This window comes from Pantoea sp. X-Soil-ISGK-355 (assembly GCF_059730805.1).
The window spans coordinates 1,516,664-1,541,941 of record NZ_AP035971.1 but is presented as its reverse complement, the minus strand read 5'-3'; the positions used below and the strand labels follow the sequence as shown (position 1 = coordinate 1,541,941).

At 56.0% G+C, this 25,278-nt stretch carries 26 protein-coding genes; 11 read left to right on the top strand and 15 right to left on the bottom strand.

The genetic code is table 11. From position 1 onward, the window contains the following. Positions 1–401 precede the first annotated feature (401 nt). Positions 402–3,830 carry a ribonuclease E gene (gene rne, locus AC6I8J_RS07040; RefSeq protein ID WP_222924193.1) on the top strand — a complete coding sequence of 1,143 codons (3,429 nt, stop codon included), beginning with the start codon at positions 402–404 and terminating at the stop codon, positions 3,828–3,830. A 349-nt stretch (positions 3,831–4,179) separates the two neighbouring features. Here the strand turns inward: rne and flgL are convergent, their stop codons facing one another. The 11 genes from flgL to flgB all read right to left on the bottom strand — a co-directional run bounded on the left by flgL (position 4,180) and on the right by flgB (position 14,150). Continuing rightward, complete coding sequence (gene flgL, locus AC6I8J_RS07035; RefSeq protein WP_161733784.1) at positions 4,180–5,145, bottom strand: flagellar hook-associated protein FlgL; 966 nt, start codon at positions 5,143–5,145, stop codon at positions 4,180–4,182. 14 nt (positions 5,146–5,159) lie between these two features. After that, entirely contained in the window at positions 5,160–6,809 is a 1,650-nt protein-coding gene (flgK, locus tag AC6I8J_RS07030; protein WP_161733786.1) for a flagellar hook-associated protein FlgK, read from the bottom strand. Between the two features lie 122 nt (positions 6,810–6,931). Then, positions 6,932–7,894 (bottom strand): flagellar assembly peptidoglycan hydrolase FlgJ, encoded by a 963-nt coding sequence (gene flgJ, locus AC6I8J_RS07025; RefSeq protein ID WP_161733788.1) that lies wholly within the window; start codon positions 7,892–7,894, stop codon positions 6,932–6,934. Next, positions 7,894–9,003 carry a flagellar basal body P-ring protein FlgI gene (locus AC6I8J_RS07020; RefSeq protein ID WP_161733791.1) on the bottom strand — a complete coding sequence of 370 codons (1,110 nt, stop codon included), beginning with the start codon at positions 9,001–9,003 and terminating at the stop codon, positions 7,894–7,896. The genes flgJ and AC6I8J_RS07020 overlap by 1 nt, the downstream gene beginning before the upstream one ends. A gap of 9 nt (positions 9,004–9,012) precedes the next feature. Beyond that, positions 9,013–9,723: a flagellar basal body L-ring protein FlgH gene (locus AC6I8J_RS07015; protein WP_033732242.1), complete on the bottom strand. Its 711-nt coding sequence runs from the start codon at positions 9,721–9,723 to the stop codon at positions 9,013–9,015. 60 nt (positions 9,724–9,783) lie between these two features. Next, positions 9,784–10,566, bottom strand: coding sequence for a flagellar basal-body rod protein FlgG (gene flgG, locus AC6I8J_RS07010; protein WP_003849881.1), 783 nt, complete (start codon positions 10,564–10,566; stop codon positions 9,784–9,786). 17 nt (positions 10,567–10,583) lie between these two features. Beyond that, positions 10,584–11,339 (bottom strand): flagellar basal body rod protein FlgF, encoded by a 756-nt coding sequence (locus AC6I8J_RS07005; protein WP_061062163.1) that lies wholly within the window; start codon positions 11,337–11,339, stop codon positions 10,584–10,586. Positions 11,340–11,359: 20 nt separating this feature from the next. Next, positions 11,360–12,616, bottom strand: a complete 1,257-nt coding sequence (gene flgE, locus AC6I8J_RS07000) for a flagellar hook protein FlgE (protein WP_497825197.1) — start codon at positions 12,614–12,616, stop codon at positions 11,360–11,362. A gap of 26 nt (positions 12,617–12,642) precedes the next feature. Next, positions 12,643–13,317, bottom strand: a complete 675-nt coding sequence (gene flgD / locus AC6I8J_RS06995) for a flagellar hook assembly protein FlgD (RefSeq protein ID WP_013357441.1) — start codon at positions 13,315–13,317, stop codon at positions 12,643–12,645. 12 nt (positions 13,318–13,329) lie between these two features. Then, on the bottom strand, positions 13,330–13,734 hold the full coding sequence (gene flgC, locus AC6I8J_RS06990; protein WP_013357440.1) for a flagellar basal body rod protein FlgC: 405 nt from the start codon (positions 13,732–13,734) through the stop codon (positions 13,330–13,332). A 2-nt stretch (positions 13,735–13,736) separates the two neighbouring features. After that, complete coding sequence (gene flgB, locus AC6I8J_RS06985) at positions 13,737–14,150, bottom strand: flagellar basal body rod protein FlgB (RefSeq protein ID WP_003849889.1); 414 nt, start codon at positions 14,148–14,150, stop codon at positions 13,737–13,739. A gap of 154 nt (positions 14,151–14,304) precedes the next feature. Here flgB and flgA point away from each other — a divergent pair, with 154 nt between their 5' ends. The 3 genes from flgA (at position 14,305) to flgN (ending at position 15,811) form a co-directional block, all read left to right on the top strand. Further along, positions 14,305–14,964, top strand: coding sequence for a flagellar basal body P-ring formation chaperone FlgA (gene flgA, locus AC6I8J_RS06980; protein ID WP_253421584.1), 660 nt, complete (start codon positions 14,305–14,307; stop codon positions 14,962–14,964). Between the two features lie 104 nt (positions 14,965–15,068). After that, positions 15,069–15,374, top strand: a complete 306-nt coding sequence (flgM, locus tag AC6I8J_RS06975) for a flagellar biosynthesis anti-sigma factor FlgM (RefSeq protein WP_161733797.1) — start codon at positions 15,069–15,071, stop codon at positions 15,372–15,374. Positions 15,375–15,379: 5 nt separating this feature from the next. Beyond that, on the top strand, positions 15,380–15,811 hold the full coding sequence (gene flgN, locus AC6I8J_RS06970) for a flagellar export chaperone FlgN (RefSeq protein ID WP_161733799.1): 432 nt from the start codon (positions 15,380–15,382) through the stop codon (positions 15,809–15,811). Between the two features lie 304 nt (positions 15,812–16,115). Here the strand turns inward: flgN and murJ are convergent, their stop codons facing one another. The 4 genes from murJ to rimJ all read right to left on the bottom strand — a co-directional run bounded on the left by murJ (position 16,116) and on the right by rimJ (position 19,943). Continuing rightward, the gene (gene murJ, locus AC6I8J_RS06965) at positions 16,116–17,654 is read right to left on the bottom strand and encodes a murein biosynthesis integral membrane protein MurJ (protein ID WP_161733801.1); all 1,539 of its coding nucleotides are present in this window, start codon (positions 17,652–17,654) and stop codon (positions 16,116–16,118) included. Positions 17,655–17,775: 121 nt separating this feature from the next. Continuing rightward, on the bottom strand, positions 17,776–18,696 hold the full coding sequence (locus AC6I8J_RS06960) for a Gfo/Idh/MocA family protein (RefSeq protein ID WP_161733803.1): 921 nt from the start codon (positions 18,694–18,696) through the stop codon (positions 17,776–17,778). Between the two features lies 1 nt (position 18,697). Further along, on the bottom strand, positions 18,698–19,336 hold the full coding sequence (locus AC6I8J_RS06955; protein WP_161733805.1) for a YceH family protein: 639 nt from the start codon (positions 19,334–19,336) through the stop codon (positions 18,698–18,700). Positions 19,337–19,349: 13 nt separating this feature from the next. Beyond that, positions 19,350–19,943 (bottom strand): ribosomal protein S5-alanine N-acetyltransferase, encoded by a 594-nt coding sequence (rimJ, locus tag AC6I8J_RS06950; protein ID WP_150009757.1) that lies wholly within the window; start codon positions 19,941–19,943, stop codon positions 19,350–19,352. Positions 19,944–20,231: 288 nt separating this feature from the next. On the opposite strand from rimJ, the gene grxB reads away from it, so the two are divergent. From grxB to solA, 7 genes are all read left to right on the top strand, one after another. Then, on the top strand, positions 20,232–20,879 hold the full coding sequence (gene grxB / locus AC6I8J_RS06945) for a glutaredoxin 2 (RefSeq protein WP_161733809.1): 648 nt from the start codon (positions 20,232–20,234) through the stop codon (positions 20,877–20,879). 116 nt (positions 20,880–20,995) lie between these two features. After that, complete coding sequence (locus AC6I8J_RS06940) at positions 20,996–21,559, top strand: lipoprotein (protein ID WP_161733811.1); 564 nt, start codon at positions 20,996–20,998, stop codon at positions 21,557–21,559. A gap of 133 nt (positions 21,560–21,692) precedes the next feature. Continuing rightward, positions 21,693–22,736 carry a dihydroorotase gene (gene pyrC, locus AC6I8J_RS06935; RefSeq protein ID WP_161733813.1) on the top strand — a complete coding sequence of 348 codons (1,044 nt, stop codon included), beginning with the start codon at positions 21,693–21,695 and terminating at the stop codon, positions 22,734–22,736. A gap of 62 nt (positions 22,737–22,798) precedes the next feature. Beyond that, positions 22,799–23,044: a DNA damage-inducible protein I gene (dinI, locus tag AC6I8J_RS06930; RefSeq protein WP_003849907.1), complete on the top strand. Its 246-nt coding sequence runs from the start codon at positions 22,799–22,801 to the stop codon at positions 23,042–23,044. Between the two features lie 144 nt (positions 23,045–23,188). Further along, complete coding sequence (locus AC6I8J_RS06925) at positions 23,189–23,461, top strand: hypothetical protein (protein ID WP_150009763.1); 273 nt, start codon at positions 23,189–23,191, stop codon at positions 23,459–23,461. Between the two features lie 244 nt (positions 23,462–23,705). Continuing rightward, positions 23,706–23,960: a biofilm formation regulator BssS gene (gene bssS / locus AC6I8J_RS06920; RefSeq protein ID WP_013357427.1), complete on the top strand. Its 255-nt coding sequence runs from the start codon at positions 23,706–23,708 to the stop codon at positions 23,958–23,960. 94 nt (positions 23,961–24,054) lie between these two features. Continuing rightward, entirely contained in the window at positions 24,055–25,167 is a 1,113-nt protein-coding gene (solA, locus tag AC6I8J_RS06915) for an N-methyl-L-tryptophan oxidase (RefSeq protein WP_161733815.1), read from the top strand. Positions 25,168–25,278 lie beyond the last annotated feature (111 nt).

Below are 25,278 nucleotides of genomic sequence, written 5' to 3'. Positions count from 1 at the left end.
CCTTGCTATATGAAGGTTAGCAATGGAATAATGCCTGAGTTTCTTAACTGAAGCATTTCAGTGCAGAAACCGAGCGAAATTGTCATTTTGCCGGATTGAGCAGACACGCAGCAATGGCGTAAGACGTAATGCGAAATCAGGCACTTAGCGGGCTGCGGGTTGCGGCCTGGACAACAGTATGGGATGCACGGGTTTTCTTTATTCTCTCAGGCATTTCCACTATCTGGTGCTGTTTTTCCTTATGAAAAACAGGCCACCGACGTTATTTGCGCCCCTCGCGCGGTCGACAGCCGTGAGGTTGACGACATTGCACTAAGTCACGGGGCCATCGGTTGATACTCGTCCAGGGTAACTATGCCCGCAGCTGTAATCACTCATGAAAGAATAACGAGTAAGTCACGATGAAAAGAATGTTAATAAACGCAACTCAGCAGGAGGAGTTGCGCGTTGCCCTGGTTGACGGTCAGCGTCTGTACGATCTGGATATCGAAAGTCCTGGACACGAACAGAAAAAAGCCAACATCTACAAAGGTAAAATCACTCGCATTGAACCCAGCCTTGAAGCTGCGTTTGTCGATTACGGCGCAGAGCGTCACGGTTTCCTCCCGTTAAAAGAAATTTCCCGCGAATATTTCCCCTCCAGCTACAACGCACATGGTCGTCCGAATATTAAAGACGTGCTGCGTGAAGGCCAGGAAGTCATTGTTCAGATCGATAAAGAAGAACGCGGCAATAAAGGCGCTGCACTGACGACCTTTATCTCTCTGGCGGGCAGCTACCTGGTACTGATGCCGAATAACCCACGTGCAGGCGGTATCTCTCGCCGCATCGAAGGTGACGATCGTACCGAACTGAAAGAAGCGCTGTCGGCGCTGGATCTGCCGGAAGGCATGGGCCTGATTGTGCGTACTGCCGGCGTCGGGAAATCTGCCGAGTCGCTGCAGTGGGACTTAAGCTTCCGTCTCAAGCACTGGGAAGCGATTAAGAAAGCTGCTGAAAATCGCCCTGCTCCGTTCCTGATCCATCAGGAGAGCAACGTGATTGTGCGTGCCTTCCGCGACTATCTGCGTCAGGACATCGGTGAAATCCTTATCGATAATCCGAAAGTGCTGGAACTGGCGCGTCAGCATATCGCGGCGCTGGGTCGTCCGGACTTCAGCAGCAAAATTAAGCTCTACACCGGTGAAATCCCGCTGTTCAGCCACTACCAGATCGAATCGCAAATCGAATCCGCTTTCCAGCGTGAAGTCCGCCTGCCTTCCGGTGGATCGATTGTGATCGACAGTACCGAAGCACTGACCGCTATCGATATCAACTCAGCACGCGCCACGCGCGGCGGTGACATTGAAGAGACAGCGTTCAACACCAATCTTGAAGCGGCCGATGAGATTGCCCGTCAGCTGCGCCTGCGTGACCTGGGCGGCCTGATCGTTATCGATTACATCGATATGACGCCGGTACGCCATCAGCGCGCTGTTGAAAACCGTCTGCGTGAAGCTGTCCGCCAGGACCGCGCCCGCATTCAGATCAGCCACATTTCACGTTTCGGCCTGCTGGAGATGTCCCGTCAGCGTCTGAGCCCGTCATTAGGTGAATCCAGTCATCACGTCTGCCCACGCTGTAGCGGTACCGGCACTATCCGTGATAACGAGTCACTGGCGCTGTCCATTCTGCGTCTGATCGAAGAAGAAGCGCTGAAAGACAACACCAAAGAAGTTCACGCCATTGTTCCGGTTCAGGTTGCGTCTTACCTGCTGAATGAAAAACGTGAAGCGGTCAACGCGATTGAAAAACGCCAGGGCGGCGTGCGGGCAATCATTGTTCCTGATGACAAGATGCAGACCCCGCACTACTCCGTGCTGCGCGTACGTAAAGGCGAAGAGACGCAGACCCTGAGTTATCATCTGCCGAAGCTGCATGAAGCCGAAATGGCCATGCCGTCGGAAGAGGAACATGCTGAGCGCCGTCGTCCTGAGCAGCCTGCTCTGGCCGCCTTTGTGATGCCTGATGCGCCTCCTGCGCCGGTAGAAGTTGAGCCAGAAGTGAAGCGCGCTGAAGCTCAGCCAGCAGCAAAATCAGCCCCGGCTGTCGCTGCACCCGCGACCGTCAGCACCGGTTTCTTCGGGCGTCTGCTTGGCGGCCTGAAAAAAATGTTCGCTGGCGAAGAAGCGCCTGCTGCTGCGCCAGTGGCCACTGAGGTTGCTGAAACGCAGAAAGCAACTGAAGAGCAGGAAAGCAACAGTGGCCGTGGCGAGCGCCGCAGCAACAATAACAACCGTCGTAACAACAATCGTCGTGAGCGTACGCCGCGTAACGGTGATAATGCACAGTCTCGTGAAGGCCGTGAACCACGCGAAAGTCGCGAGCCGCGTGAAAGCCGTGAACCGCGCGAAAGTCGTGAGCCACGTGAAAGCCGCGAGCCGCGCGATGGCAACGATAACCGTCGCAACAAGCGTCAGTCTCAGACGGGTGAAGTACGCGAAGAGCGTCCGGCACTGAGCGAAGAAGCGCGCCAGCAGCGTGACGAGCAGCAGCAACAGCGCCGTGAACAGCGTGCTGAACGTCAGCGTCGTCGTCAGGAAGAGAAACGTGCCGGTGAAGAAGCGGCCAAAGCGGCTGAGCAGCCAGCAGTCGTTGCTGAAGCCCTGAGCGTCACTGAGGCGCAGGATGATGAACGCGTTCAGGTTATGCCGCGTCGTAAGCCGCGTCAGCTGAACCAGAAGGTGCGTGTTGATGATAACCGTCAGCCTCTGCCAGCCGAAGCCAGCGACATCGCTCCGCCTGCTGAAGGGCGTCAGGCACAGCCAGCTGACGTTGCTCAGACACAGCCTGATTTCCAGGCTTCGCAGAGTGACGAGCAGGATGATAACGATAACCGTGATAACGCCAATATGCCGCGTCGTTCACGTCGTTCGCCACGTCATCTGCGCGTCAGCGGACAGCGTCGTCGTCGTTACCGTGATGAGCGTTACCCGACGCAGTCAGCAATGCCGCTGGCTGCTGCCGCTGCTTCACCTGAAATGGCATCCGGTAAAGTCTGGATTCGCTATCCGGTGAGCCAGGCCAGCGAAGAGCAGGTTCAGAATGTAATGCACGAGACGCCAGCTTATAACAGCGAAGAGACTGCAGACGTGACCCATGCGCTGCCGGTTGCTGCCGCCGTTGAATCGGTTGCTCAGGACGCGCCAGTGCAACAGGCCGAGCCGCAGGCAGAAACGCCAGTAGCGATCGTCAACACTGACGATACCCGTGCTATCGACGCCCCGGTTGACGAGCAGCCTTCTGTTGTTCCGGCTGCTGATGAAGCCAAAGCGGAAGCGGTAGCGGCTGAAGCTGTGCCTGCTGAGCCCGTCGCTGAAACGCCAGTGTCACAGCCTGCTGACCTGGTCACCGAAACAGCGGTGGTAACGCCAGCCGCTGAAGTTTCACAGCCTGCAGACGTTGCAGAGCAGTCAGCTACTGATGTCAGTGAAGAGATCGCCGCAGAGGTGGAAGAAGTGCTGAACGCGCCGGTTGCTGCTAACGCTGAAAGCGCGCCAGTCAGTGAACCTCATGCCCCGGTTGCCGCTCGCGATATCGCGCCTGCAGCACCGGTAACGGCGGTCGAGCCTGGTGCATCAGCGCCTGCTGCTGAAGCGGTGCCAAATGACGGTACGCGCTGGAAACACTATGCCTCTGCACCGATGACCAAAGCGCCTGCGCCGGTCTGGCAGTCAGAGCCTGCTCCGCACAGTGACTGGGTACGGGCACCTTATGAGTTCGATGGTCGCGGTTCTGCGGGTGGTCATAGCGCCACACATCAGGCCACTGCCCCGGCGACAAAGCCGTAACGCATAAGCTGTTGTAAACTGAACCCCGGCCTGAAAGCCGGGGTTTTTTTATGGCGTCGATTCAGTCATCAGGCCGTCAAAGGGGAAATAACCAACCCGTTTAATTCGTCAGCCATCAGTAAAGAGGGCGTCAGGCATGCTGGCCGTAATAAAGTGCGGGAAAGCATCAGGCAGGCATGCGGCGGGATAGCGTGAAGTGAGGAAGCAAAAAAACCAGACAGGCAGGCTTTATGACCAATCGCCCTGCCACCGGCTGAATCACAGGCAAAAAAATCCCACCTTCCTTTAGCAGGAGGGTGGGAAAAAGTAAGCGCATCCGGTTAAAGTACGCTCAAAATTTCAGGTCAGACTACGAATTCATCTGGAACAGTGACATCTTAGACATATCAGTAAAGGTCTTATAAGAAGCCTGAAGTGCTGTCTGCTGCATGGTGTAGCTGGAAGCCGCTTCAGTTAAATCCACGTTAACCAGGTCACTCATCTGCGAGCTGTAAATCACTTTACGGTCATCACCCTGCGCATTCAGCGTATCGATTTCACCAAGCTGAGTACCAATCTCAGAAACCACGGTTGAGACATTATTCAGCGCATTACCCAGCCCGCGGTTGGTTTTATCCATTGCGGCCTGGAAGGTCTGTTTAGTCGTGGCGTCCGCATCATCCTGCGGGACTTTTAATGCCGCAATAGCGCTATCCAGCATCTTAAACACATTGGTTTCGCTGGCGCTGCCATCCGGCTCTTTGGTGGCATTGCCGGTGATTGACATGAAGATGCTGTCACCGGTATGCGCCACGGTCATGGTACGGCTGGTATCAACCTTCTGGGTGATCGCTTCGGTGCCGCCAGCATAACTGACGCCCGTGCCTGCCGTATCAACAAACGGCGCGCTGTCAGTTTTATAGCCGGCAAAAATATAGCGGCCATTGGCATCTTTGCTGTTGGCCAGGTTAAGCAGCTGTGAGCGGATCCCCTCCAGCTGAGTGGCAATCGAGCCACGGTCATCGTCACTCAGCGTACCGGTTGAGCCATTGACGATCAGCGTCTGCGCCGCAATGATGCCATTGGTAACGCCCTTCAGCGTATTGTCTTCCAGTGACAGGCCCTGCTCAGCAAAGGTACGCGCCAGCGCATACTGTTCACCCTGCTGCTGAGTCTGAGTCAGCACAACAGCACGTGACGCGGCAATCGGGTCATCGGAGGGATTCGTTACACGGCGACCGCTGGAGAGCTGCTCACCCACTTTCAGCCAGGAGGCTTGCGAGTCAGTAATGCCGCGCACCTGCTGTTCAAAAATCATATTTGTACTGATTCGCATGTTATCTCCTGCCCTTAGCGAATATTAATCAATGCGTTAAACACGGTGCTGGCAGTCTGGAGCACCTGCGCATTGGCCATGTAATATTGCTGGTATTTGGTCAGATTGGCGTACTCCTCATCGAGGTTGACGCCAGAGACTGACTGCTGGCGTTCGGTCAGCTGACTGACCACACTTTTCTGCGTCGTGCTGGTGGTTTCCAGCGAGCTGGTTTTGTTACCCACGGTGCTGACGATAGCCGCATAGGCCTGCGACAGCGTGGCGTTGCCGCCGACCAGCTTTACATCCTGCAGATTCAGCAGTTTCTGCGCATTGCGGTTATCACTTTCACCGCCAACCGCGCTCGCAGCAGCCACCTGAGATTCACTGGTGATTGCCACGGACATGTCGTTAATCACATTCTGGACCGGCTTCACCAGGAAGCTGTCTTTGGCGGCAGGTGCAGGCGAGGCACCCACAGTCAGTTTCAGGCCATCAAAACTCAGCGTGGTATTGCCACTGGCATCGGTACTCTGGGTGATGGCGGCTGCGGTGCTGTCTGACGCACGCGTTGCGGTCCAGTTATTGCCGTCATAACTCACGGTGTAGTTAGTGGCTTTCAGCGCGCTGGTGTCGGTCCATTCAGCGGTCACGGAGGCGGCGGTACTGTTTTTACTGTTGCTCACCACGGCTGGACTGCCGATATTAAAGAAGTCGACGCCCTGGTCGCCGTGGCTGTCAAAGCCCTGCTTATGGACGTCGTTGAAGCTGGTGGTAAACGCCGCCGCTAACTGACCCAGCTGGTTCTGTGCCAGATCCAGATCCTGAGTGCGGAACGCCAGCAGACCGCCAAGCGAGCCGGTGGTGATCAGTTTTTCCGGAATCTCAACGTTGCCCGCCTGCCTGTCGACATAGCCAATCGTGGTACGCGTCGGATCGCTGCTGGCGCTCATCGCCACCAGCTCGTGAGATTTGTTGCCGTTAACCAGCGTCAGGCCGTTGGCCATTGATACTGTGTAATTGCCATCCTGCTGCGATACCGTCACGCCAACGACTTTATTCAGGTCATTGACCAGCTGATCACGCTTATCAAGCAGATCGTTAGGCGCCGCACCGTTGCCATTAGTCAACTTGCCAATCTGCTGGTTAAGATCGGCAATCTGGCTGGTGAGGGTGTTGACCTGTTTAACACTGGAGCTGACATCAGCATTGACGCTGTTCTGCATATTGTTCAGGTATTGCGCTGAGGTCTGGAACTGGTTCACCAGACCCTGTGCATTGCTGAGCATCGACTGACGCGCTGACGGATCGTTGGCGTTACTGACGACGTTCTGCAGGTTGGTAAAGAAGCCCTGCAGCGAGGTCGACAGGCTGGTCGTCGCGGTCGACAGCAGATCGTCAATGTTAGAAATCTGCGTATGCTGAGTGTCGACTGCACTGTAACTCGCGCTGGCACCCCGCAGCTGTGTGGCAATAAATGAATCATATTCACGTTGTACACCGGTAATGTTCACGCCGTTACCATAATAGCTATTACCCTGAAGGGTACTGTTCGCCTGCGCCAGTACCGTGGTCTGACGTGAATAGCCCGCCACGGTGTAGTTAGAAATGTTGTTACTGGTGGTGCTCAGAGCGGCCTGCGCGGCACTCAATCCGCTCATCGCGGAGTTAATTATGCTGGACATCTCGGTTCCTTACGTTCCCCGTCAACCGGGCTGGCAGACATCAAAGTGGGCGCCAGCAGGCGAAACGCTTCTGGCTATAGGGATGTTATCGGCTTGCTTAAGTGAAACTTGAGGCGAAATGATCAGAACAGGTCGCCAATATCCTGGCTGTATGCTTTGACGACTTTATCGCCCATGCTTTTGAATTGCTGAATCATTCCCACCAGCTTTTGCGCATATTTCGGGTCGGTGGCATAGCCTGCCGCCTGTAACGCCTGCGCGCCCTGCTCTGCGCTTGAGGCGTTGGTCACTGCCGCATAGCGAGGGTTTTTGGTCAACAGTTTGACGTAGTCGGTCAGCGCCTCGAAATAGGAGTTGTACACCCTGAAGCTGGCACGGACTTTCTTCGCTGCACCCTGCTCATATTCGGTGGTCATGATATCGGTGGTGTCACCTTTCCAGTCTCCGCTGGCTTTAATCCCGAACACGTTATAGCTCGGCTTGCCGTCGCGGGTCAGGATCTGTCGCTGGCCCCAGCCCGACTCCAGCGCAGCTTGCGCCAGAATCAGGTGATGTGGAATACCACTCTGCTGACTGGCCGCCTGCGCTGGCTGCGTCAGCTGAGCGATAAACTCACGGCTGTCGCTCGGCAGCCCCGTGGGTGACGCGACCGGCGGCAGTCGTGGCATCGCCTTCCGCACCATCTGCTCCAGCTGCTGGGCGGGCAGTGGTGTGGCTCCGCTGGTGCTGAGAATAAAGCTGTTATCCAGCTTCATCGGCACCGTACCGGCTTTTTCATCCGGCGCAGTGGCGGGCTGCATCTGTTTGACGATGGTTTCCGCCAGACCGAGGCCACGCTTGCCCATCTCCTGTGCAATCTGCTGGTCATACATAGAGGTAAAAAGTTTGGTCTGATCGTTGCCCATAATGCCGTCCTGCGGCAACGCATCGCGCATACTCTTCAGCATCATCTGTACAAACATCCCTTCGACCTGACGTGCAACCTGCAACGCATGTCCTTTCGGATCGTTGCTCGCCTGGCGTTTAAGATCATTCAGGGAGCGGCTGTCGAAAGCCGGACTCGTGACAGATTGCATATCAGCCATCAGATAATTTCCAGTTTGGCACGCAGACAGCCAGCACTCTGCATCGACTGCAGAATCGACATCAGCTCGATAGGTGATGCACCCAGCGCATTCAGCGCACGGACTACGTTATTCAGATTAGCGCTGGCATTGACGCGCTGCAGCGCACCGCCGGTCTGGCGGAGATCGATCTGGGTCTGCGTCGTTGCCACGGTCTGACCACCGGCCAGCGGTGTATCAGGCTGACTGACGTTCTGCTGCTGGTTAACCGTCACTGACAGGTTGCCCTGCGCCACTGCACACTGATTCAGCGTGACTTCGCGGTTCATGACTACCGAGCCGGTACGGGAGTTGATGATCACTTTGGCATCTTCAACCGGAATCGAAACATCAATGTTCTGGATCTCAGCCAGCAGACGCACCTGCGCACCATTATTCGGTGACACGCGGATCTGCACGGTACGGGCATCCAGCGGCTGCGCTGCGCCATAACCGCCACGGGCGTTGATCGCGTCCGCAATACGCTGCGCCATCGAGAAATCTTCATTGTTAAGCTGCAGGTTAAGGGTGTTCTGCGAGCCAAAGTTGCTCTGCAGTTCACGTTCAACCGTTGCACCGCCAGTGATGCGGCCACCGTTCAGCTGGTTGACCTGAACACTGCTGCCGCCCGCAGAGGCACCTGCACCACCGACCAGGATGTTACCCTGAGCCAGCGCATAGACCTGGTTATCAACCCCTTTCATCGGCGTCATTAACAGCGTGCCGCCGCGCAGGCTTTTAGCATTACCCAGCGATGAGACCACCACATCCAGGTTCTGTCCCTGACGGGCAAACGACGGCAGCTTAGCGGTCACCATAACGGCTGCCACGTTTTTCAGCTGCATATTGGTGCCCGCAGGCACGGTGATGCCAAGCTGCGACAGCATGTTGCTCACCGTCTGGGTAGTAAAGGGCGTCTGCGTGGTCTGGTCACCGGTGCCATCCAGACCCACGACCAGGCCGTAGCCCAGCAGCTGGTTATCACGTACGCCCTGTACCGTGGTTAAATCACGAATCAAATCGGCTTTGGCCAGCAGGCTGACGCCCAGCAGCAGCGCCAGCCCGGCGCGTAACAGCGTTAACTTTTTCATTGAAACCTCTTACATCGGCGAGATGTTCAGGAAGAAACGCTGGAACCAGCCCATGGTCTGCGCCTCATTGATGTAACCATTTCCGACGTACTCAATACGTGCATCGGCGACAGCGGTAGATAACACGGCGTTACTGGCGCTGATGGTGCGTGGGTTGACCACGCCCGAGAAGCGAATGAACTCCGTGCCCTGATTAATGGCGATCTGTTTTTCACCGACTACGTGCAGGTTGCCGTTTGACAACACCTGATCCACGGTGACGGTAATGGTGCCGGTAAAGGTGTTATTGGCGGATGCGCCGCCTTTACCTGCGAAGTCGTTTTTGCCTTCGGCGCTGAGATTGGCTTTTTCGCCACCTGCACCCACCAGGCCTGCCAGACCCGTCGGCACGCCGCTCACACCAAAGCTGTTGCTGCCGTCGCGGCTGGCACTGGCTGAGGAGCTTTTGCTGGCGCTGACGTTTTCCTGCAGCGTGATGGTCAGGGTATCGCCGATGTTGCGTGGACGGCGATCTTCAAACAGCGGCTGATAGCCGTAGTTAAGTGGCGCGACGCCCTGGAATATAGAGCCGTTTACCACCGGTGGCGCGGACGGCATCGGCTGCGCCGTGGTTGCCCCCTCGACCAGCGGAGTACGCGGGACCAGGGCACATCCGTTAAGAGTTAGCAGCAACGAGGCGACTAACCAATGTCCAGGCTTGAGAATCTGTTGCTTCGCCACGGTGTCACGACCTTATTAATGTCTGTATCTCAGGCCAGCACGGGCTGGCCCTGTTCGGGATTAAAGCTGGGTTAATTTCGCCAGCATCTGATCAGAGGTGCTGATCGCCTTGCTGTTGATTTCATAAGCGCGCTGCGTCTGGATCATGGTGACCAGCTCTTCCGCTACGTTAACGTTCGAGGTTTCGGTATAGCCCTGATAAAGCAGACCCGCGCCGTTCTGACCTGGCGTGCTGTCGGTCGGTGCGCCCGATGCCTGGGTTTCCTTGTAAAGGTTTTCACCCACGCTATCGAGACCGGCGTCGTTCATAAAGGTGCTCAGCGTTAACTGACCGACCTGTGCGGCCTGAGCCTGACCCTGCTGCGTCACGCTGACCACACCGTCACGCGACACCGTAATGCTGGTGGCGTTGGCCGGAATGGTAATGCCTGGCTGTACCGGGAAACCGGAGTTGGTCACCAGCTGTCCGTTCTGATCAACCTGAAACGCGCCATCACGGGTATAAGCAGAGGTGCCGTCCGGCATCTGAATCTGAAAATAACCCTGACCGTTAATAGCAATATCTTTTGAGTTACTGGTCTGCGACAGGTTGCCCTGAGTATGCAGACGCTCAGTGGTCACCGGACGCACACCGGTACCGATCTGCAGGCCCGATGGCAGCGTTGTCTGTTCTGACGACTGCGTGCCCGGCTGGCGCATAGTCTGGTACATCAGATCTTCGAACACGGCACGTGAACGTTTAAAGCCGTTAGTGCTGACGTTTGCCAGGTTGTTGGCAATGACGTCCATGTTCATCTGCTGCGCATCAAGACCGGTCTTAGCGATCCATAAAGAACGAATCATGTTGTTATCCTCGCGCCTTAGCTCATGTTCAGGAGCTGATTGGCTTTTTGTTCATTTTCGTCGACGTTGGTGATGACTTTCATCTGCATCTCAAAACGTCGGGCGTTGGCGATCATATCGACCATGGTTTCCACTGGCTTGACGTTGCTGCCTTCCAGTACACCAGGCATCACCTGCATGGTGGCGTCAGCCTGCAGTGCAGCACCACGGGTCGCCTGCGTCGCTGCGGTAGGACGAAACATGCCGTCATCACTGCGCTGCAGCTCCTGCCCGGTTGCCCTGACCAGCTTCAGCTTGCCCAGCTGAACCGTGGCGTTCGGCGAATCACCGGCGTTCAGCCCGGTGATGGAGCCGTCTGCCGCAATGGTGATTTCCGTACCCTGCGGGATCACAATCGGACCGCCATCGCCCATCACAGGATTGCCCTGAACCGTCAGCGTACCGGTCGGACTGATTTGCATATTGCCGTTGCGGGTATAGGCTTCGCTGCCGTCAGCGGTACGCACCGCCAGCCAGCCATCCTGCTGCACCGCCACATCGAGCGGACGCTCGGTGTAATCCATCGCGCCCTGACTCATGTCGGCGCCGGGTGTCGAGGCGGCGACCAGCGTACGGGTCGGCAGCGACCAGCCACTCACCGGCACCGCGCGCAGCGCATTCAGCTGTGCACGAAAACCCGGTGTTGAGGCGTTGGCGAGGTTGCTGGCGGTCACCGCCTGCTGATCCAGCGTCTGGCTGGCCGCGCCCATCGCGGTATATATCGCGTGATCCATATGGCAATCCTGTTAGCGAATTAACGTAAGTTAACCAGCGTGTTGAGAATCTGGTCCTGAGTTTTGATGGTCTGCGCATTCGCCTGATAGTTACGCTGCGCGACGATCATGTTCACCAGCTCTTTACTCATGTCGACGTTGGACGATTCCAGTGCGCCCGCCGTCAGTGAGCCGAAGGTGCCGGTGTTGGCCAGACCAATGGCTGCCTGACCGGATGCGCTTGATGCAGACCAGACGTTGTCGCCCTGTGACTGCAGACCTTCCGGGTTAGAGAAGCTTGCCAGCACAATCTGACCCAGCAGCTGGGTTTTTTGGTTTGAGTAGGTACCGGTAATGGTGCCGTCATCATTAATCGCGTAGCTGGTCAGATCGCCTGGCGCATAGCCATCCTGCGTCGGGCTGCCAAAGGTGGTCGCGCCGGTGTTCTGCTGCAGGCTGCCCAGCATGCTCAGGTTGATTGGCTGATTGGCGACCGCGCCATTGGCGCCACCTACGTTCAGCGTCAGGCCAACGGTGCCATCCGTGGTGGTGCTCGCTACCGTACCGTTTGCAGCCAGCTTAGAGACGCTGGTCAGCTTACCGCTGGTGTCAAACGCCATTCTGAAGTCACCCGCTGAGGTGCCGGTGTTGCCATCAATGGTGTGGACTGTCCAGCTGTTGCTGGTGGTGTCTTTCACGAAATACATGTCGAGCGCATGGTCATTACCCTGCGAATCGAACACGGTGGCGGTGGTTTTCTTGTTGTAGCTGTCTGCATTCGCCGTCGAGAAAGTGGTTACCGTTGGCGTGGTATCCGTTGAGTTCAGGTTGGCAACCAGACCGGCGGTGGTAGTGGCGCGGGCTGACATCTGCGTGGTAGGAATAGTCAGCGCCACCGGGTTGGCACCCGCCTGGATGGTGGCCGGTGAACCGCTTGCCGGATAGCCGGTCACGTTCAGACCCTGGGTGTTCACCAGGTTACGGTTGGCATCCAGCGTTAACTGGCCGTTACGTGAATAGAAGACGCCGCCGCTGCTGTCGGTCATACGGAAGAAACCGTTGCCGCTCAGCGCAACGTCCAGGCCACGGCTGGTGGTGGTGGTCGCACCGTCGTTAAAGTTCTGGATCACCGCAGCGACTTTGGTACCAAGACCGACGTTAGAACCGGCAAACATATCGGCAAACGCGATGGTGCTGGATTTAAAGCCCGCTGTCGCGGAGTTAGCAATGTTGTTACCGATGACATCAAGGTTACTTGAAGCAGCACCAAGGCCGCTGACCGCTTGGGAAAATGACATGTGTTTGTTTCCTGTCTACAGGTTAATCAGAGAATCTGACGTACGTCGTCAAGGGTGGCGGAGCCCATGGTGCCGAGATCCAGTTTTGTGGTGTTGTTCGCAGTACTCACCCCATTGACGTAGGCGTAGTTAAGCGGTTGTGCCACCAGTTGTGTGTTGCCATTGCTTGCGGCAATCGCAACGCTGTATTTACCATCCGGCGCGACAGAGCCATCAGTCAGCTTGCCATCCCACGAGAAGGTGTGGACGCCAGCACTCAGCGCGCCCAGATCGACGGTGTCGATCACCGTGCCATTGGCATCTTTAATGGTGGCGGATGCGCCGGTAGAGGCGGAAGCCAGCTCCACGCCAAATGGCGTGGTGGTGCCGTTGCCTACCAGAATCTGTCCGCCATTAACCATCACGCCATGCCCAATCAGCGTGGAGCTCTGCAGCGACTGGCTGGTGCTGATCTGTCCGGAGATCGATCCCAGTGTGGTATTCAGTTTTTCAATGCCGCTCAGGGTATTGATCTGTGCCAGCTGCGTGGTGAGCTGGCTGTTATCCATTGGATTGGTTGGATCCTGGTTCTTTAACTGCGTCACCAGCATGGTCAGGAACTGATTCTGCAGATCCTGCGCGTTGTTGCCGGTGCCACTGGTGCTGGATGAGCTAAGGACCGTGGGGTCCAGCTTTTCATTAACGCCTACCGCGATAGCCATCATTTTTCTCCGTTATTGCCCGATCGTCAGGGTTTTCATCATCATCGACTTCACGGTGTTGAGCACCTCGACGTTGGCCTGGTAGCTGCGTGACGCCGACATGGTGTTGACGCTTTCAGAAACCACATCCACATTCGGCATCTTCACATAGCCTTTGGCATCGGCCATCGGATTGCCCGGGTCATAGACCAGCTTCGCAGGTGTCGGATCGTCCACGACGCGTGCCACTTTCACACCGCCGGTCGCTGAACCCGGTGCTGCATCGGTCTGGAAGACCACCTGCTTTGCCACGTAAGGCTTGCCATCGGGGCCGGTGACGCTGTCGGCGTTTGCCAGGTTACTGGCACTGACGTTTAATCGCTGTGATTGCGCGGTCATCGCTGAGCCGGCAATGTCAAAAATATTCAGCAAGGCCATAATTATTGCCCTTGTAACACGCTCATCATGCCTTTGATCTGGCTACTGATGAGGGTGAGGTCGGTTTGATATTTCAGGCTGTTATCCGCGAACTGCGTACGCTCACGGTCCATATCTACGGTGTTGCCGTCGGCAGAAGGCTGGTCAGGAATGCGATAAAGCATATCCATTGATGGCGCCCCGTTTGTCTGTGCTTCAATGTGGCGAGCTGACGTGACTTTTAACGCCATGCTGCTGCCTTCCGCACGACCATTGGACATCACCCGACTCAGCTCGCTGGCAAAGTCGATATCCCGGGCCTGATAACCAGGGGTATCGGCGTTGGCAATATTTGACGCCAGGATCTCCTGACGTTGAGCACGCAGGTTGAGGGCCTCCGTTCCAAATTTCAGCGCCGCATCCAGTTTGTCGAGCATGTTTCCTCCGCGTATGAGAATTTCGAGTTCGCAGCTTAATTTGAAAAAGCAAGCCGTCATCGTCTGAATAACGCCTTAAATGACCGCTATTTTGACAATTGAGGATTTTTCTTAACGGGTACACTCGTCGCCATCATCAGTGAGGAACTGCACAATGCGTCGATATCTGACTCTGCTGACCAGCCTGCTGGTCATGATCGCCCTGCCGGCTTCTGCCGGGGATCTCAATGCACAACTGAATCAATTTTTTAAAGCGCGTGACGCTCAGCATGCTGAAGGCATGGTTGTCGTGGTGCGCACGCCGAAAGAGCAATGGCCAGCCTGTGACATGCCAAAGTTCACCCTGCCAGGCAATAGCCGGTTATGGGGCAACATGAGCGTGGCGGCAAACTGCGATGAGAATCGCCGTTATATCCAGGTACAGGTTCAGGTCACCGGTTCCTATCTGGTGGCGACCCGGCTGCTAAGCCAGGGCAGCAGCGTCAGCGAAAGTGATTTCACGCTGCAGACCGGCCGCCTTGATACCCTGCCTGCCCGCGCCCTGCTGAATGCGGACGCAGTTGCAGACGCCGTAGTGCTGCGTGATATCCAGCCAGGACAGCCGATTAATCCTTCCACGCTGCGTCAGCCATGGCGTGTTAAGGCGGGTCAGAATGTGATGGTGATTGCCAGCGGTGACGGCTTTGACGCCAGCGGTGAGGGCAAGGCGCTGAACAATGCCGCCCGCTCGCAATTGGTTCGGGTAAGGATGGGAAATGGCCAGATTGTCAGCGGTAAAGTTCGCGAGGATGGGAATATTCTTATAACGCTGTAAAGTGTTAAAGAAGCCCGTAGTGCTGCCGATAGAAGAATCAACAAAGCGATAACGCTATTATGATTCAGGTGGCAGACTTCCCCTGACCGTACAGGAGCCCGAATATGAGCATTGACAGAACGCAACCTCTGAAACCCGCCAGCACCGTCCAGAGCCGCGACAGCAGCGAGACTGGCAGCAGCAAAGTGCGTCAGAGTGCCAGCCCGGTAGCAGCCACGACCCCCGCAGCAGCCCAGGTCAGCCTGAGCAGCGCGCAGTCGCAGCTGATGCAGCCGAGCAGCAAAGATATTAACGTCGAGCGCGTTGAACAACTGAAAACGGCCATTCGTAATGGCGAACTGAAGATGGATACCGGCAAAATCGCCGATGCGCTGATTGCCGACACTAAGGCGTATTTAGAGGGTAATTAATTGCCATGAGTAATTTGCAGACCACATTAGATAAGATGCAGGACGTGCTGGCGTCGCTTTCAGCGGTGCTGGAAGAAGAGCAGCAGCAACTGGCAGCGGGCAGCATTAACAGCAACCTGTTGCAGCGCATCACCGAAGATAAAAGTGCACTGCTCAGTACGCTGAACTATCTGGATGAGATGCGCCGCACCGCTGAACAGAGTCAGGCGACAGCAGCACCTTATCGTGGTCAGAACGACATGGCGCGCCGCTGGGACAGCATTCAGCAGCATACCCGTCGTCTGCAGGACGCCAATGTTCATAATGGCCTGCTGCTGCAACACCAGATCCGCTACACGGAAAATGCACTTGAAGTGCTGAAGCCGCATCAGACCCAGGCCTTTTACGGCCCGGATGGGATGGGTAAAGGCCAGGCGACGTTAAGTCGCAAAGCCTGAACCGGAAAGTAGCGAAAAAAATCCCGCCTGGTGCGGGATTTTTTATTGGTGCGTTTTTCCTTCACCATGATGAGCTTTAAAATTGAGCCTGCACAGGGAACAGGGGCAGATCGGAAAGACGCTAAAGCCAATCCCTGGCCGCTCGGCCCGCGCGTTTACGCACCTCATCGCTGAGGTGCGCCCGTTGCCGGGCCAACGCGTTGCGTTGTTCAAAAACGCTCCCGGCGTTTTTGTCCATGGCGCGGGACGCTTTCCTCCTCTGCCCCTGTTCCCTGCGCGTTGAATTTATTTATTGCGGCAAGCTTTACACAGCGGTGCGCCGCGCATAGTCGCGCAGCCGGAAGCCCAGCAGCCCCAGCGCCAGGAAATAAGCCCCGCCACCCACTGCACAAACCGCCGCCAGACGCAGCAGTCGCCACAGCATGGAGCCCTGTTCCCAGGCCGGCATCCACTGCAGCATGGCAAACAGCGCGCCGGCCATCACCACCACGGCAATCAGCAGGCGGAGCAGGAAGCTGCTCCAGCCCGGCTGCGGCATAAAGATATTCTTCTTACGCAGCTGCCAGTAGAGCAGCGACGCATTCAGACAGGCCGCCAGACCAATCGACAGTGACAGACCGGCATGTTTCAGCGGACCAATAAACGCCAGGTTCATGAGCTGCGTCATGATCAGCGTGATAATCGCGATTTTCACCGGCGTTTTGATGTCCTGACGGGAATAGAAGCCCGGTGCCAGCACCTTAACCACAATCAGGCCCATCAGTCCCACGGAGTAGGCGATCAGCGCACGCTGCGTCATCAATGCATCAAAGGCGGTGAATTTACCGTACTGGAACAGCGCCACGGTCAGCGGGCCGGAGAGCATGCCCAGCGCCACGGCACTCGGCAGCGCCAGCAGGAAGCAGAGGCGCAGACCCCAGTCCATCAGTCGGGAATATTCATCATGGTTGCCGCTGGCAAAACTTTTAGCCAGCGACGGCAACAGAATGGTGCCCAGCGCCACGCCCAGCACACCCGAAGGAAACTCCATCAGCCGATCCGCGTAGTACATCCAGGAGACCGAACCCGAAACCAGAAACGAGGCGAAGATGGTGTTAATGATCAGCGAGATCTGACTGACGGAAACACCCAGAATGGCCGGTCCCATCTGACGCATCACCCGCCATACGCCTGCGTCACGCAGATTCAGGCGCGGCAACACCAGCATTCCCAGCTTCTTCAGGTGAGGAAGCTGATAGCCGAGTTGCAGCACGCCGCCCGCGACCACGGCCCAGGCCAGTGCCATCACCGGTGGATGAAAATGCGGCGCAGCAAACAGCGCAAAACCAATCATGCTGACATTCAGCAGGGTTGGCGCAAACGCCGGCACCGAGAAGCGGTTCCAGGTGTTCAGCACCGCCCCCGCCAGCGAGGCCAGCGAAATCAGCATAATGTAGGGGAACGTCACCCGCAGCAGCGAGCTGGTCAGTGCAAACTTATCGGCACTGTCGGCAAAGCCGGGCGCCGTGACCATGATGACCCAGGGCGCAGCGATCATCCCCGCCATCGTGACCAGCGCCAGTGCCAGCGTCAGCAGGCCTGAGACGTACGCCAGGAACAGTTTTGTCGCCTCTTCACCCTGCTTGCTTTTATATTCAGCCAGAATCGGCACGAACGCCTGAGAAAATGCGCCTTCAGCGAAAATACGGCGCAGCAGATTGGGCAGTTTAAACGCAACAAAGAAGGCATCGGTCGCCATTCCGGCACCAAACACCCGCGCCACGATGGCATCACGGGCAAAGCCCAGTACGCGGGAAAACAGGGTCATAGAACTGACCGCTGCCAGCGATTTCAACAAATTCATAATTGACGGCGCATCCTGAAAAGAATCGGCAAAAAAGGAGAATTAGCGCGGGCACCCGAGGATGCCCGGCGACAGTCTACTGCCACGGAGGGAAATGACCAGCACGGAGTGTTACAAGGCGTTATTCCTGCGTCGCCTCACGCCACAGTTTTTCCACCACACGCTGCGCCATCAGCGCCTGCTCACCGCTGGTTTCAGGCTTCGTCTGATTTTTTACGCAGTCAATAAAATGGCGTGCTGCACCGCTGAAGCCGCGCTGCGTCAGATGGCTCTGCCAGGCAGGCGGCGGAGTGATTAGCAGGCCATCACTGCGCTCTTCCTGCCAGTCGCGCATCTCGCTGATGTCGATGCACTTACCGTCACACACTGCGCTGATCCGCTCGCGCTGACTGCCTGCGCGCCGGTGCATACTGGTGGTGATCGCCAGGCCTTCAACAGCGAAATGGTGTTCGGCATAGAGCATCTGCCCTTGTTCATTGGTATCAATGCGTCCGTGAACCTGGCGAACAGGCTTGCCGCCCAGCCAGAGCGCGGTGTCCACCACATGCAGGTAGTCATCAAGCAGGGTAAAGCGAAGATCCCGTGGCCCGACGCTGTCACTGCGGTGCTTTTCAATCCGCAGAGAAGCCGCCCCAGCCATCTCCGCCTGCAGCTGCTGATAGCGCGGGGCAAAGCGGCGGTTAAATGCCACCATCAGTTTACGCTGGCGTTTTTCCGCCAGCGCCACCAGCGCTTCAGCCTGCTCCAGTGTTTCAGCCAGCGGCTTGTCGACGCAGACATCTTTTCCTGCCAGCAGCAGAGCTCTGACCACCTCATAGTGGGTGTCGGTGCTGCTGTGGACAAACACCGCGTCGCAGGCTGCGGCTACTTCATTCAGTGAGCCAAAGCACTGCATGCGATAGCTGTCACAGATTGGGCGGGCTTTGGCCTGATTCGGGGAAAACGCCCCCACCAGCGTCCAGTCCGTCGCCGCAGACAGCACCGGCAGCCAGGCTTTCTGCGCAATACCACCCAATCCCACCACGCCTATACGTAATGTCATCTCAGCTCTCCGTTTGCAGCAATTGGGTAAGTTGCGCCTGAAGTGCTGCGACCTGCTGTTCCAGCGTAGTAACACGCGCCGCCAGATCGCCCTGCTCGTCCGGCGCGTCGGCAGCCTGATGTGCATCATCTTCATCGCCCAGCAGATGCATAAAGCGACTTTCGCGCTTGCCTGGCTCACGCGCCAGGCGGATGACCTGTGCACTGTCGTCACGCTGCATCAAGCCTTCCAGCGTCTGTTCCACGTCGCCGACATCGCTGAACTCATGCAGACGACCGCTGCGGGTTCGCAGTTCGCCTGGCGTCTGCGGCCCGCGCAGCATCAGCAGGGTGAGAAGAGCCACTTCCGCACTGTTGAGTTTCAGTGTGCCAAACGCAGAGTTACAGAAACGCTGCTCATATTTTACCACCCGCTGTCCGGCGGCGCTGCTGGCGGTGATCAGATGACGCTTTTCCAGCTGCTCGAGCTGATTCTGTACCTCGCTTTCACTCAGCTCCATCACCGGCTCGCGATTCGATTTCTGATTACAGGCCACTACCACGCCATTCAGTGACAGCGGATACTGCTCTGGCGTGGTGACCTGCTTCTCCAGCAGGCAGCCCAGCACGCGCAACGCCTGCGCTGATAAAGCCATCTTCATGCTCGCGTCCTCATTATTGTCCACGCCGGTCAGGCGTCCATTCCCGCAGAGTTAAGGCTGTCAGCACGTGATCCTGCCAGCGTCCGTCGATCAGCAGATAATCTTTCGCGTAACCCTCTTTCTCAAAACCAAGTCGCGCCAGCAGATCGCCGCTGCGCTGGTTGTGCGGCATGTAGTTCGCCATAATGCGATGAATATGCTGCTGGCGCTGCATATAGCGGATAGCCGACTGCAAGGCTTCGAACATCAGCCCCTGCCCCTGCCACTTTTCACCCAGTGAATAGCCGAGATAACAGGCGTGAAAGGAACCGCGCAGCACGTTACTGAAGTTCGCCACGCCCCGCACTTCGGTTTCATCGCTGTCCATGAGAATAAAATAGAAGGCCGTTCCCTGCTTATGCATGTCGGAAATCAGCCCGAGGCGCGCCTGCCAGCCCGAAGGGTAGCAGTGGCTATCGTCGCGCACCGGCTCCCATGGTTTTAAAAACAGGCGGTTTTCCGAATAGTAATCTGCCATTCGCCAGGCATCACGTTCGTGAACCAGACGGACCACCAGACGATCGGTGGTTAATCGCACCCTGGGCGCGGCAGAACGATAGCCAAACATCCTGACTCCTGAAATCAATGGCTGTGAGTGAAAGCCGTCATTACCCGGCGTTCACTATAACCGCCGCCTGGGCTGCGGTAAAACGTTACAGTGGTTTAGCTTTAAAGAGGTTGATTTTACTCTGTTATCACAGCGATGACCCGTCGTTTCGCCCGGCTAAAGTCCCACATGCTGGCTGGCAGGTTTGCCCTGCAGGGTAATCTCTTCCATACTTTTTACGCGCCCGAAAACAGGATGAATTGATTCACTCTGTTAAACACTAAACCTGTAAAAATCCGGGAGATCAGGATGAAACTCTATATCTATGACCATTGTCCTTTCTGCGTTAAAGCGCGAATGATTTTTGGTCTGAAAAATAAGCCGGTTGAGCTGGTGGTGATGCTCAACGACGATGAAGAGACGCCAAAACGACTGATCGGGCAGAAAATGGCACCGATTCTGCAAAAGCAGGATGGCAGTGCAATGCCTGAGAGCATGGAGATCGTGCAGTACGTCGATCAGCAGGATGGCGCACCGCTGATCACCGGCGCGCTGAACCCGGCAATTGGCGACTGGCTGCGTCACATGAACAGCTATGTCAATAAACTGCTGCTGCCGCGCATTGCCGAAGCGGCGTTTGCCGAGTTCGCTACGCCTGAGGCGCGTGACTATTTCCGCAGCAAAAAACAGGCGAGCCTCGGTGATTTTGAAACGCTGAAAAGCCACTCGGCCGGGCTGATTAAGAATGTGAGTGAAGATCTGCGCAAACTGGACAAATTAATCGTTCAGCCCAATGCGGTAAACGGCGAGCTATCGGAAGATGATTTTAATCTCTTCCCGCTACTCCGCTCTCTGACGCTGGTCGCCGGTATCGACTGGCCGAGCCGGGTCGCGGACTACCGCGATAACATGGCCAAACAGACTCAGGTAAATCTGCTCTCTTCGATAGCGCATTAGTCCCGCCTCCGATGAGAGACGCTGCGGCGTTTCTCATCCCTTTCCTGATGACACCCGCCACGCATTCAGGCAGGCTATGGCCTGTTTACTGGCTCTGATATTCAGGATAAAGATCGATGAAAAAGGTTTTTTTCGGGCTGACTGCCCTGTTGATGGCGCTGCTAATCAGCGGCTGTAATCAACTGACGCAATACACCATCAGCGAACAGGAAGTAAACCAGGCGCTGCAGAAACACAACAACTACGAGAAAGATATTGGCGTTTCCGGCCTGGTTAACGCACACATCGTGCTGAACAATCTGACCAGTCAGATTGGTCGCGAAGAACCAGGTAAAGTGACGCTCTCCGGTAACGCAAAAATCAACGTCACCTCACTGTTTGGCCCGCAGCAGGCCGATATGCAACTGAAAATGCGTGCTCAGCCGGTTTATGATCAGCAGCAGGGCGCAATTTATCTGCGCGATCTGGAGATTGTTGACGCCCAGGTGGCCCCGGAAAAAATGGCCTCAATCATGAAGACGCTGACGCCTTATCTGAATCAGTCGCTGAAAAGCTACTTTGATCAAAAACCCGCCTATGTGCTCAGCGCAGACCGCAGCAAAGGCGAGTCGCTGGCGAAGAAATTTGCCAAAGGACTGGAAGTGAAGCCTGGCGAACTGGTTATTCCCTTTACGCAGTAATCCCGATTTCCGCGCCCCTGGCGCGGATTTTCTCTGGCGGCATAAAAAGCAGGTGCAAACGGTTGCCTGAATCCTTATGCTTAGACCCCGGCCAAAACACGCCTTTTGTTTCCCTTCTGCCGGAGCTTCACTGATGACAGCACAACCTCAGCAACTTACCCTGCGTCGCCCTGACGACTGGCATATTCATCTGCGCGACGATGAGATGCTCAACACGGTCCTGCCCTATACCAGCGCGGTGAATGGTCGTGCCATTGTGATGCCTAACCTGGTGCCGCCGGTGACCAGCGTGGCAGCAGGTGAAGCGTACCGCGATCGCATCCTGGCGGCGCTGCCCGCCGATCACGCCTTTACGCCGCTGATGACCTGCTACCTGACCGACTCGCTGGATCCTGATGAGCTTGAGCGCGGTTTCACCGCCGGTCTGTTCACTGCGGCGAAGCTCTATCCGGCGCACGCTACCACCAACTCCAGTCATGGCGTGACCAACATCGCGTCCATTGCCCGCGTGCTGGATCGGATGCAGACGCTCGGTATGCCACTGCTGATCCATGGTGAAGTCACCGATGCGCATGTCGACATTTTTGACCGCGAAGCCCGGTTTATCGAAACGGTTATGGTGCCGCTGCGCAGCCAGTTTCCGGCACTGAAAGTGGTGATGGAGCACATTACCACTCAGGACGCCGCAGAGTATGTTGCCGCCGCCGATGAGACGCTGGGCGCGACCATTACCCCGCAGCATTTGATGTTTAACCGCAATCACATGCTGGTGGGCGGTATTCGTCCGCACCTCTATTGCCTGCCGATTCTTAAACGCAACGTGCATCAGGAAGCATTGCGCAAATTAGTGGCGAGTGGTCATCCGCGCGTCTTCCTCGGCACCGACACAGCACCGCATCTGCGTCATCTCAAAGAGGCCAGCTGCGGGTGTGCGGGCGTATTTAATGCGCCGACGTCGTTGCCCGCCTACGCCACCGTTTTTGAAGAGCTGAACGCGCTGGAACATTTTGAAGCGTTCTGTTCTGAAAATGGCCCGCGTTTTTACGGTCTGCCACTGAATGAGGGGACGATCACGCTAGTGCGTGAGCCGTGGCAGGTACCAGAGTCAATTGCGCTTGGCAGCCACTCACTGGTGCCGTTCCTGGCCGGTGAAACGCTGAACTGGCGCATCGCATAATTTTGCTTGCCTCCGGCTCATTGATACTGTAAATATATACAGCATCTTAACCGGAGGCTATTATGCGCGTTGAAATTACCGTATCCAATACCCGACCTCTTCCTGCTGGCGCGATTGAAGCGTTAAGCGATGAATTATCGCGCCGCATCGACGAACAGTTCCCTGACTCGACCAATCACGTCAAGGTACGTTACGCCAGTGCCAACAATCTCAGCGTGCTGGGCGGTGGAAAAGAGACGCGCGACCAGATCAGCGAAATCCTGCAGCAGACGTGGGAAAGCGCTGACGACTGGTTCATTACTGATTAACCGCCACTGTGCTTTTTTCCGGGTGTCGCCACCCGGTTTTTTTATCTTTTCTCCCCTCTCGCACTTCCCCCTCTCTGCATCTAGACTCTTAATGATCAATGCCCTATCCTTGCGCTCGTCACGCATAACAGGAGGTGCGACACCATGACTACTGATAAACCGGAAGAGGCGATGACCTTTGGTGAGTTGTTAGCACTGATTGGTGATCAGAAGCGTCGTTTAACGGTGCTGGAAAATGCCTTTTCCAGTCTGATTTTCTGTCTTGACGATCGTGCCAGTCAGTTGCTGGTGCACAATCTGTCGCTGGAAGCCCAAAATCAAAACCATGATGAGCAGCTCCAGCAGCACTTTGCCCGTCTTGCAGAAACACTGCAAAAACGTGGCGGTGGCATCGTGCCGGAAACCCCGACACTTTAAGCCCGCTCACGTGGCTAACCCGCTTTTACATGCCCATTGAACAGTGATAAAAATGCCTGCCCGTCAGGCATTTTATTTTTCAACGCCCTCCTTTCAAACGCAAATATTCTATGAGAAGCTGGTTCACGGCATTTTTTAAACAGTGATACCCAGGTTTACTGTTATAATTGTTCCGCTATCGCAATAAAAAAGCCGCATTGAACCTCATCATGCACTTCGTTTAACGAGTAATAAGGAGGTTATAATGGACAGAAGAAAAGACGTTATCCAGACCCATCCTCTGGTGGGCTGGGACATCAGTACCGTTGATAGCTATGATGCCATGATGATCCGCCTGCACTCGCTGTCGTCGCAGGATCAAAAAGAAGAAGAAGCGGATGTTGGCCCGACCTACTGGCTGACAACGGATGTGGCAAGGCAGTTTATCTCGATCCTCGAAGCGGGCATCGCCAAGATAGAATCAGCTGAGCAACCAGAACGACTTCTTAATAAGCATTAATTTCTGCCGCATCAAAGAGGCGCCCTCAGGGGTGCCTTTTTCGTTTCTGTTTCTGGTATGCTTTTGATTATCTGACTCTTAGAGTGTCGTTATCATGATTTATGATCTTATCGTCGTCGGCAGTGGTTCAGTGGGCGCGGCGGCTGGCTACTATGCTACCCAGGCAGGTTTATCGGTATTAATGATTGACAGCGCCCATCCTCCTCACAATCAGGGAACGCATCATGGTGAGAGCCGGCTGATTCGTCACGCCTATGGTGAAGGCGAACATTATGTTCCGCTGGTTCTGCGGGCGCAGACGCTGTGGGATGAGCTGGAACAGCGCGCCGGTGAGCGCATCATGCATCGCAGCGGCGTACTTAACCTTGCTCCTGACCACTCCCCCTTTATCCGGAACGTTATCGACAGTGCGACCCGCTGGCAGCTCAATATCGAGGTGATGCAGCCTGATGAAGTGCGAAAGCGCTGGCCGCAAATCAACGTGCCAGAGGGTTATCTGGGCATATTTGAGCCGCAGTCCGGCTTTCTGAAATGTGAACAGGCGGTTCGCAGCTGGATCCAGCTGGCGGAACAGGCGGGCTGTGCGCAGCTGTTTAACTGCCCGGTCTCTGAGATTGGTCGTGATGGCGACCTGCAGCAGGTCACCACCCTGGATGGTATCTATCGGGGACGCAAAATGCTGATAAGCGCTGGCACCTGGGTCGGCAAATTAATTCCTGGCCTGCCGGTCGCCCCTACCCGCAAGGTATTTGCCTGGTATCAGGCAGATGGCCGCTACAGCGAGAATAATCAGTTCCCCGGCTTTACGGTTGAGATGGCAGATGGCAGCCAGTTTTACGGCTTCCCGGCGGATAACAACGCACTGAAGGTAGGTCGCCATGATGGCGGTCAGCTGATGCAGCAGCCTGAAGATCGTAAACCTTTTGGCACGGTAGCGGCGGACGGCAGTGAGGCCTTTGGTTTTCTCCGTCAGTTTTTACCTGGTGTCGGCGTCTGTCTGCATGGCGAAGCCTGCAGCTACGATTTCAGTCCGGACGAAGACTTTATTATCGATACCCTGCCGGGTGAACCCGACCGCATGGTCATCACCGGACTCAGCGGACATGGGTTTAAATTTGCCAGCGTTTTAGGCGAGCTTGCTGCGGAATTCGCACAGCAAAAACCGTTCTCCTTTGATTTGTCCCGCTTCCGCCTCTCGCGTTTCTGACTCTGATAACGGGTGGCATCAGTCTGATGCCACCCGGCTGACATAATCTGACGAAAACTGAATTTTCCTGACATAATGATAGTGTTTATTTCGCCCATATGGTTAATTGCC

Bases quoted from the DNA above. Each gene is read 5' to 3' on its own strand.
- AC6I8J_RS07005 (WP_061062163.1), bottom strand. From the start codon at position 11,339: ATGGATCACGCGATATATACCGCGATGGGCGCGGCCAGCCAGACGCTG.
- flgG (WP_003849881.1), bottom strand. From the start codon at position 10,566: ATGATTCGTTCTTTATGGATCGCTAAGACCGGTCTTGATGCGCAGCAG.
- flgJ (WP_161733788.1), bottom strand. From the start codon at position 7,894: ATGGCTGATATGCAATCTGTCACGAGTCCGGCTTTCGACAGCCGCTCC.
- solA (WP_161733815.1), top strand. From the start codon at position 24,055: ATGATTTATGATCTTATCGTCGTCGGCAGTGGTTCAGTGGGCGCGGCG.
- flgL (WP_161733784.1), bottom strand. From the start codon at position 5,145: ATGCGAATCAGTACAAATATGATTTTTGAACAGCAGGTGCGCGGCATT.
- dinI (WP_003849907.1), top strand. From the start codon at position 22,799: ATGCGCGTTGAAATTACCGTATCCAATACCCGACCTCTTCCTGCTGGC.
- AC6I8J_RS06955 (WP_161733805.1), bottom strand. From the start codon at position 19,336: ATGAAGATGGCTTTATCAGCGCAGGCGTTGCGCGTGCTGGGCTGCCTG.
- AC6I8J_RS06940 (WP_161733811.1), top strand. From the start codon at position 20,996: ATGAAAAAGGTTTTTTTCGGGCTGACTGCCCTGTTGATGGCGCTGCTA.
- flgD (WP_013357441.1), bottom strand. From the start codon at position 13,317: ATGGCTATCGCGGTAGGCGTTAATGAAAAGCTGGACCCCACGGTCCTT.
- flgB (WP_003849889.1), bottom strand. From the start codon at position 14,150: ATGCTCGACAAACTGGATGCGGCGCTGAAATTTGGAACGGAGGCCCTC.
- pyrC (WP_161733813.1), top strand. From the start codon at position 21,693: ATGACAGCACAACCTCAGCAACTTACCCTGCGTCGCCCTGACGACTGG.
- murJ (WP_161733801.1), bottom strand. From the start codon at position 17,654: ATGAATTTGTTGAAATCGCTGGCAGCGGTCAGTTCTATGACCCTGTTT.
- AC6I8J_RS06925 (WP_150009763.1), top strand. From the start codon at position 23,189: ATGACTACTGATAAACCGGAAGAGGCGATGACCTTTGGTGAGTTGTTA.
- rimJ (WP_150009757.1), bottom strand. From the start codon at position 19,943: ATGTTTGGCTATCGTTCTGCCGCGCCCAGGGTGCGATTAACCACCGAT.
- AC6I8J_RS07020 (WP_161733791.1), bottom strand. From the start codon at position 9,003: ATGAAAAAGTTAACGCTGTTACGCGCCGGGCTGGCGCTGCTGCTGGGC.
- grxB (WP_161733809.1), top strand. From the start codon at position 20,232: ATGAAACTCTATATCTATGACCATTGTCCTTTCTGCGTTAAAGCGCGA.
- bssS (WP_013357427.1), top strand. From the start codon at position 23,706: ATGGACAGAAGAAAAGACGTTATCCAGACCCATCCTCTGGTGGGCTGG.
- flgK (WP_161733786.1), bottom strand. From the start codon at position 6,809: ATGTCCAGCATAATTAACTCCGCGATGAGCGGATTGAGTGCCGCGCAG.
- rne (WP_222924193.1), top strand. From the start codon at position 402: ATGAAAAGAATGTTAATAAACGCAACTCAGCAGGAGGAGTTGCGCGTT.
- flgA (WP_253421584.1), top strand. From the start codon at position 14,305: ATGCGTCGATATCTGACTCTGCTGACCAGCCTGCTGGTCATGATCGCC.
- AC6I8J_RS06960 (WP_161733803.1), bottom strand. From the start codon at position 18,696: ATGACATTACGTATAGGCGTGGTGGGATTGGGTGGTATTGCGCAGAAA.
- flgN (WP_161733799.1), top strand. From the start codon at position 15,380: ATGAGTAATTTGCAGACCACATTAGATAAGATGCAGGACGTGCTGGCG.
- flgE (WP_497825197.1), bottom strand. From the start codon at position 12,616: ATGTCATTTTCCCAAGCGGTCAGCGGCCTTGGTGCTGCTTCAAGTAAC.
- flgM (WP_161733797.1), top strand. From the start codon at position 15,069: ATGAGCATTGACAGAACGCAACCTCTGAAACCCGCCAGCACCGTCCAG.
- flgC (WP_013357440.1), bottom strand. From the start codon at position 13,734: ATGGCCTTGCTGAATATTTTTGACATTGCCGGCTCAGCGATGACCGCG.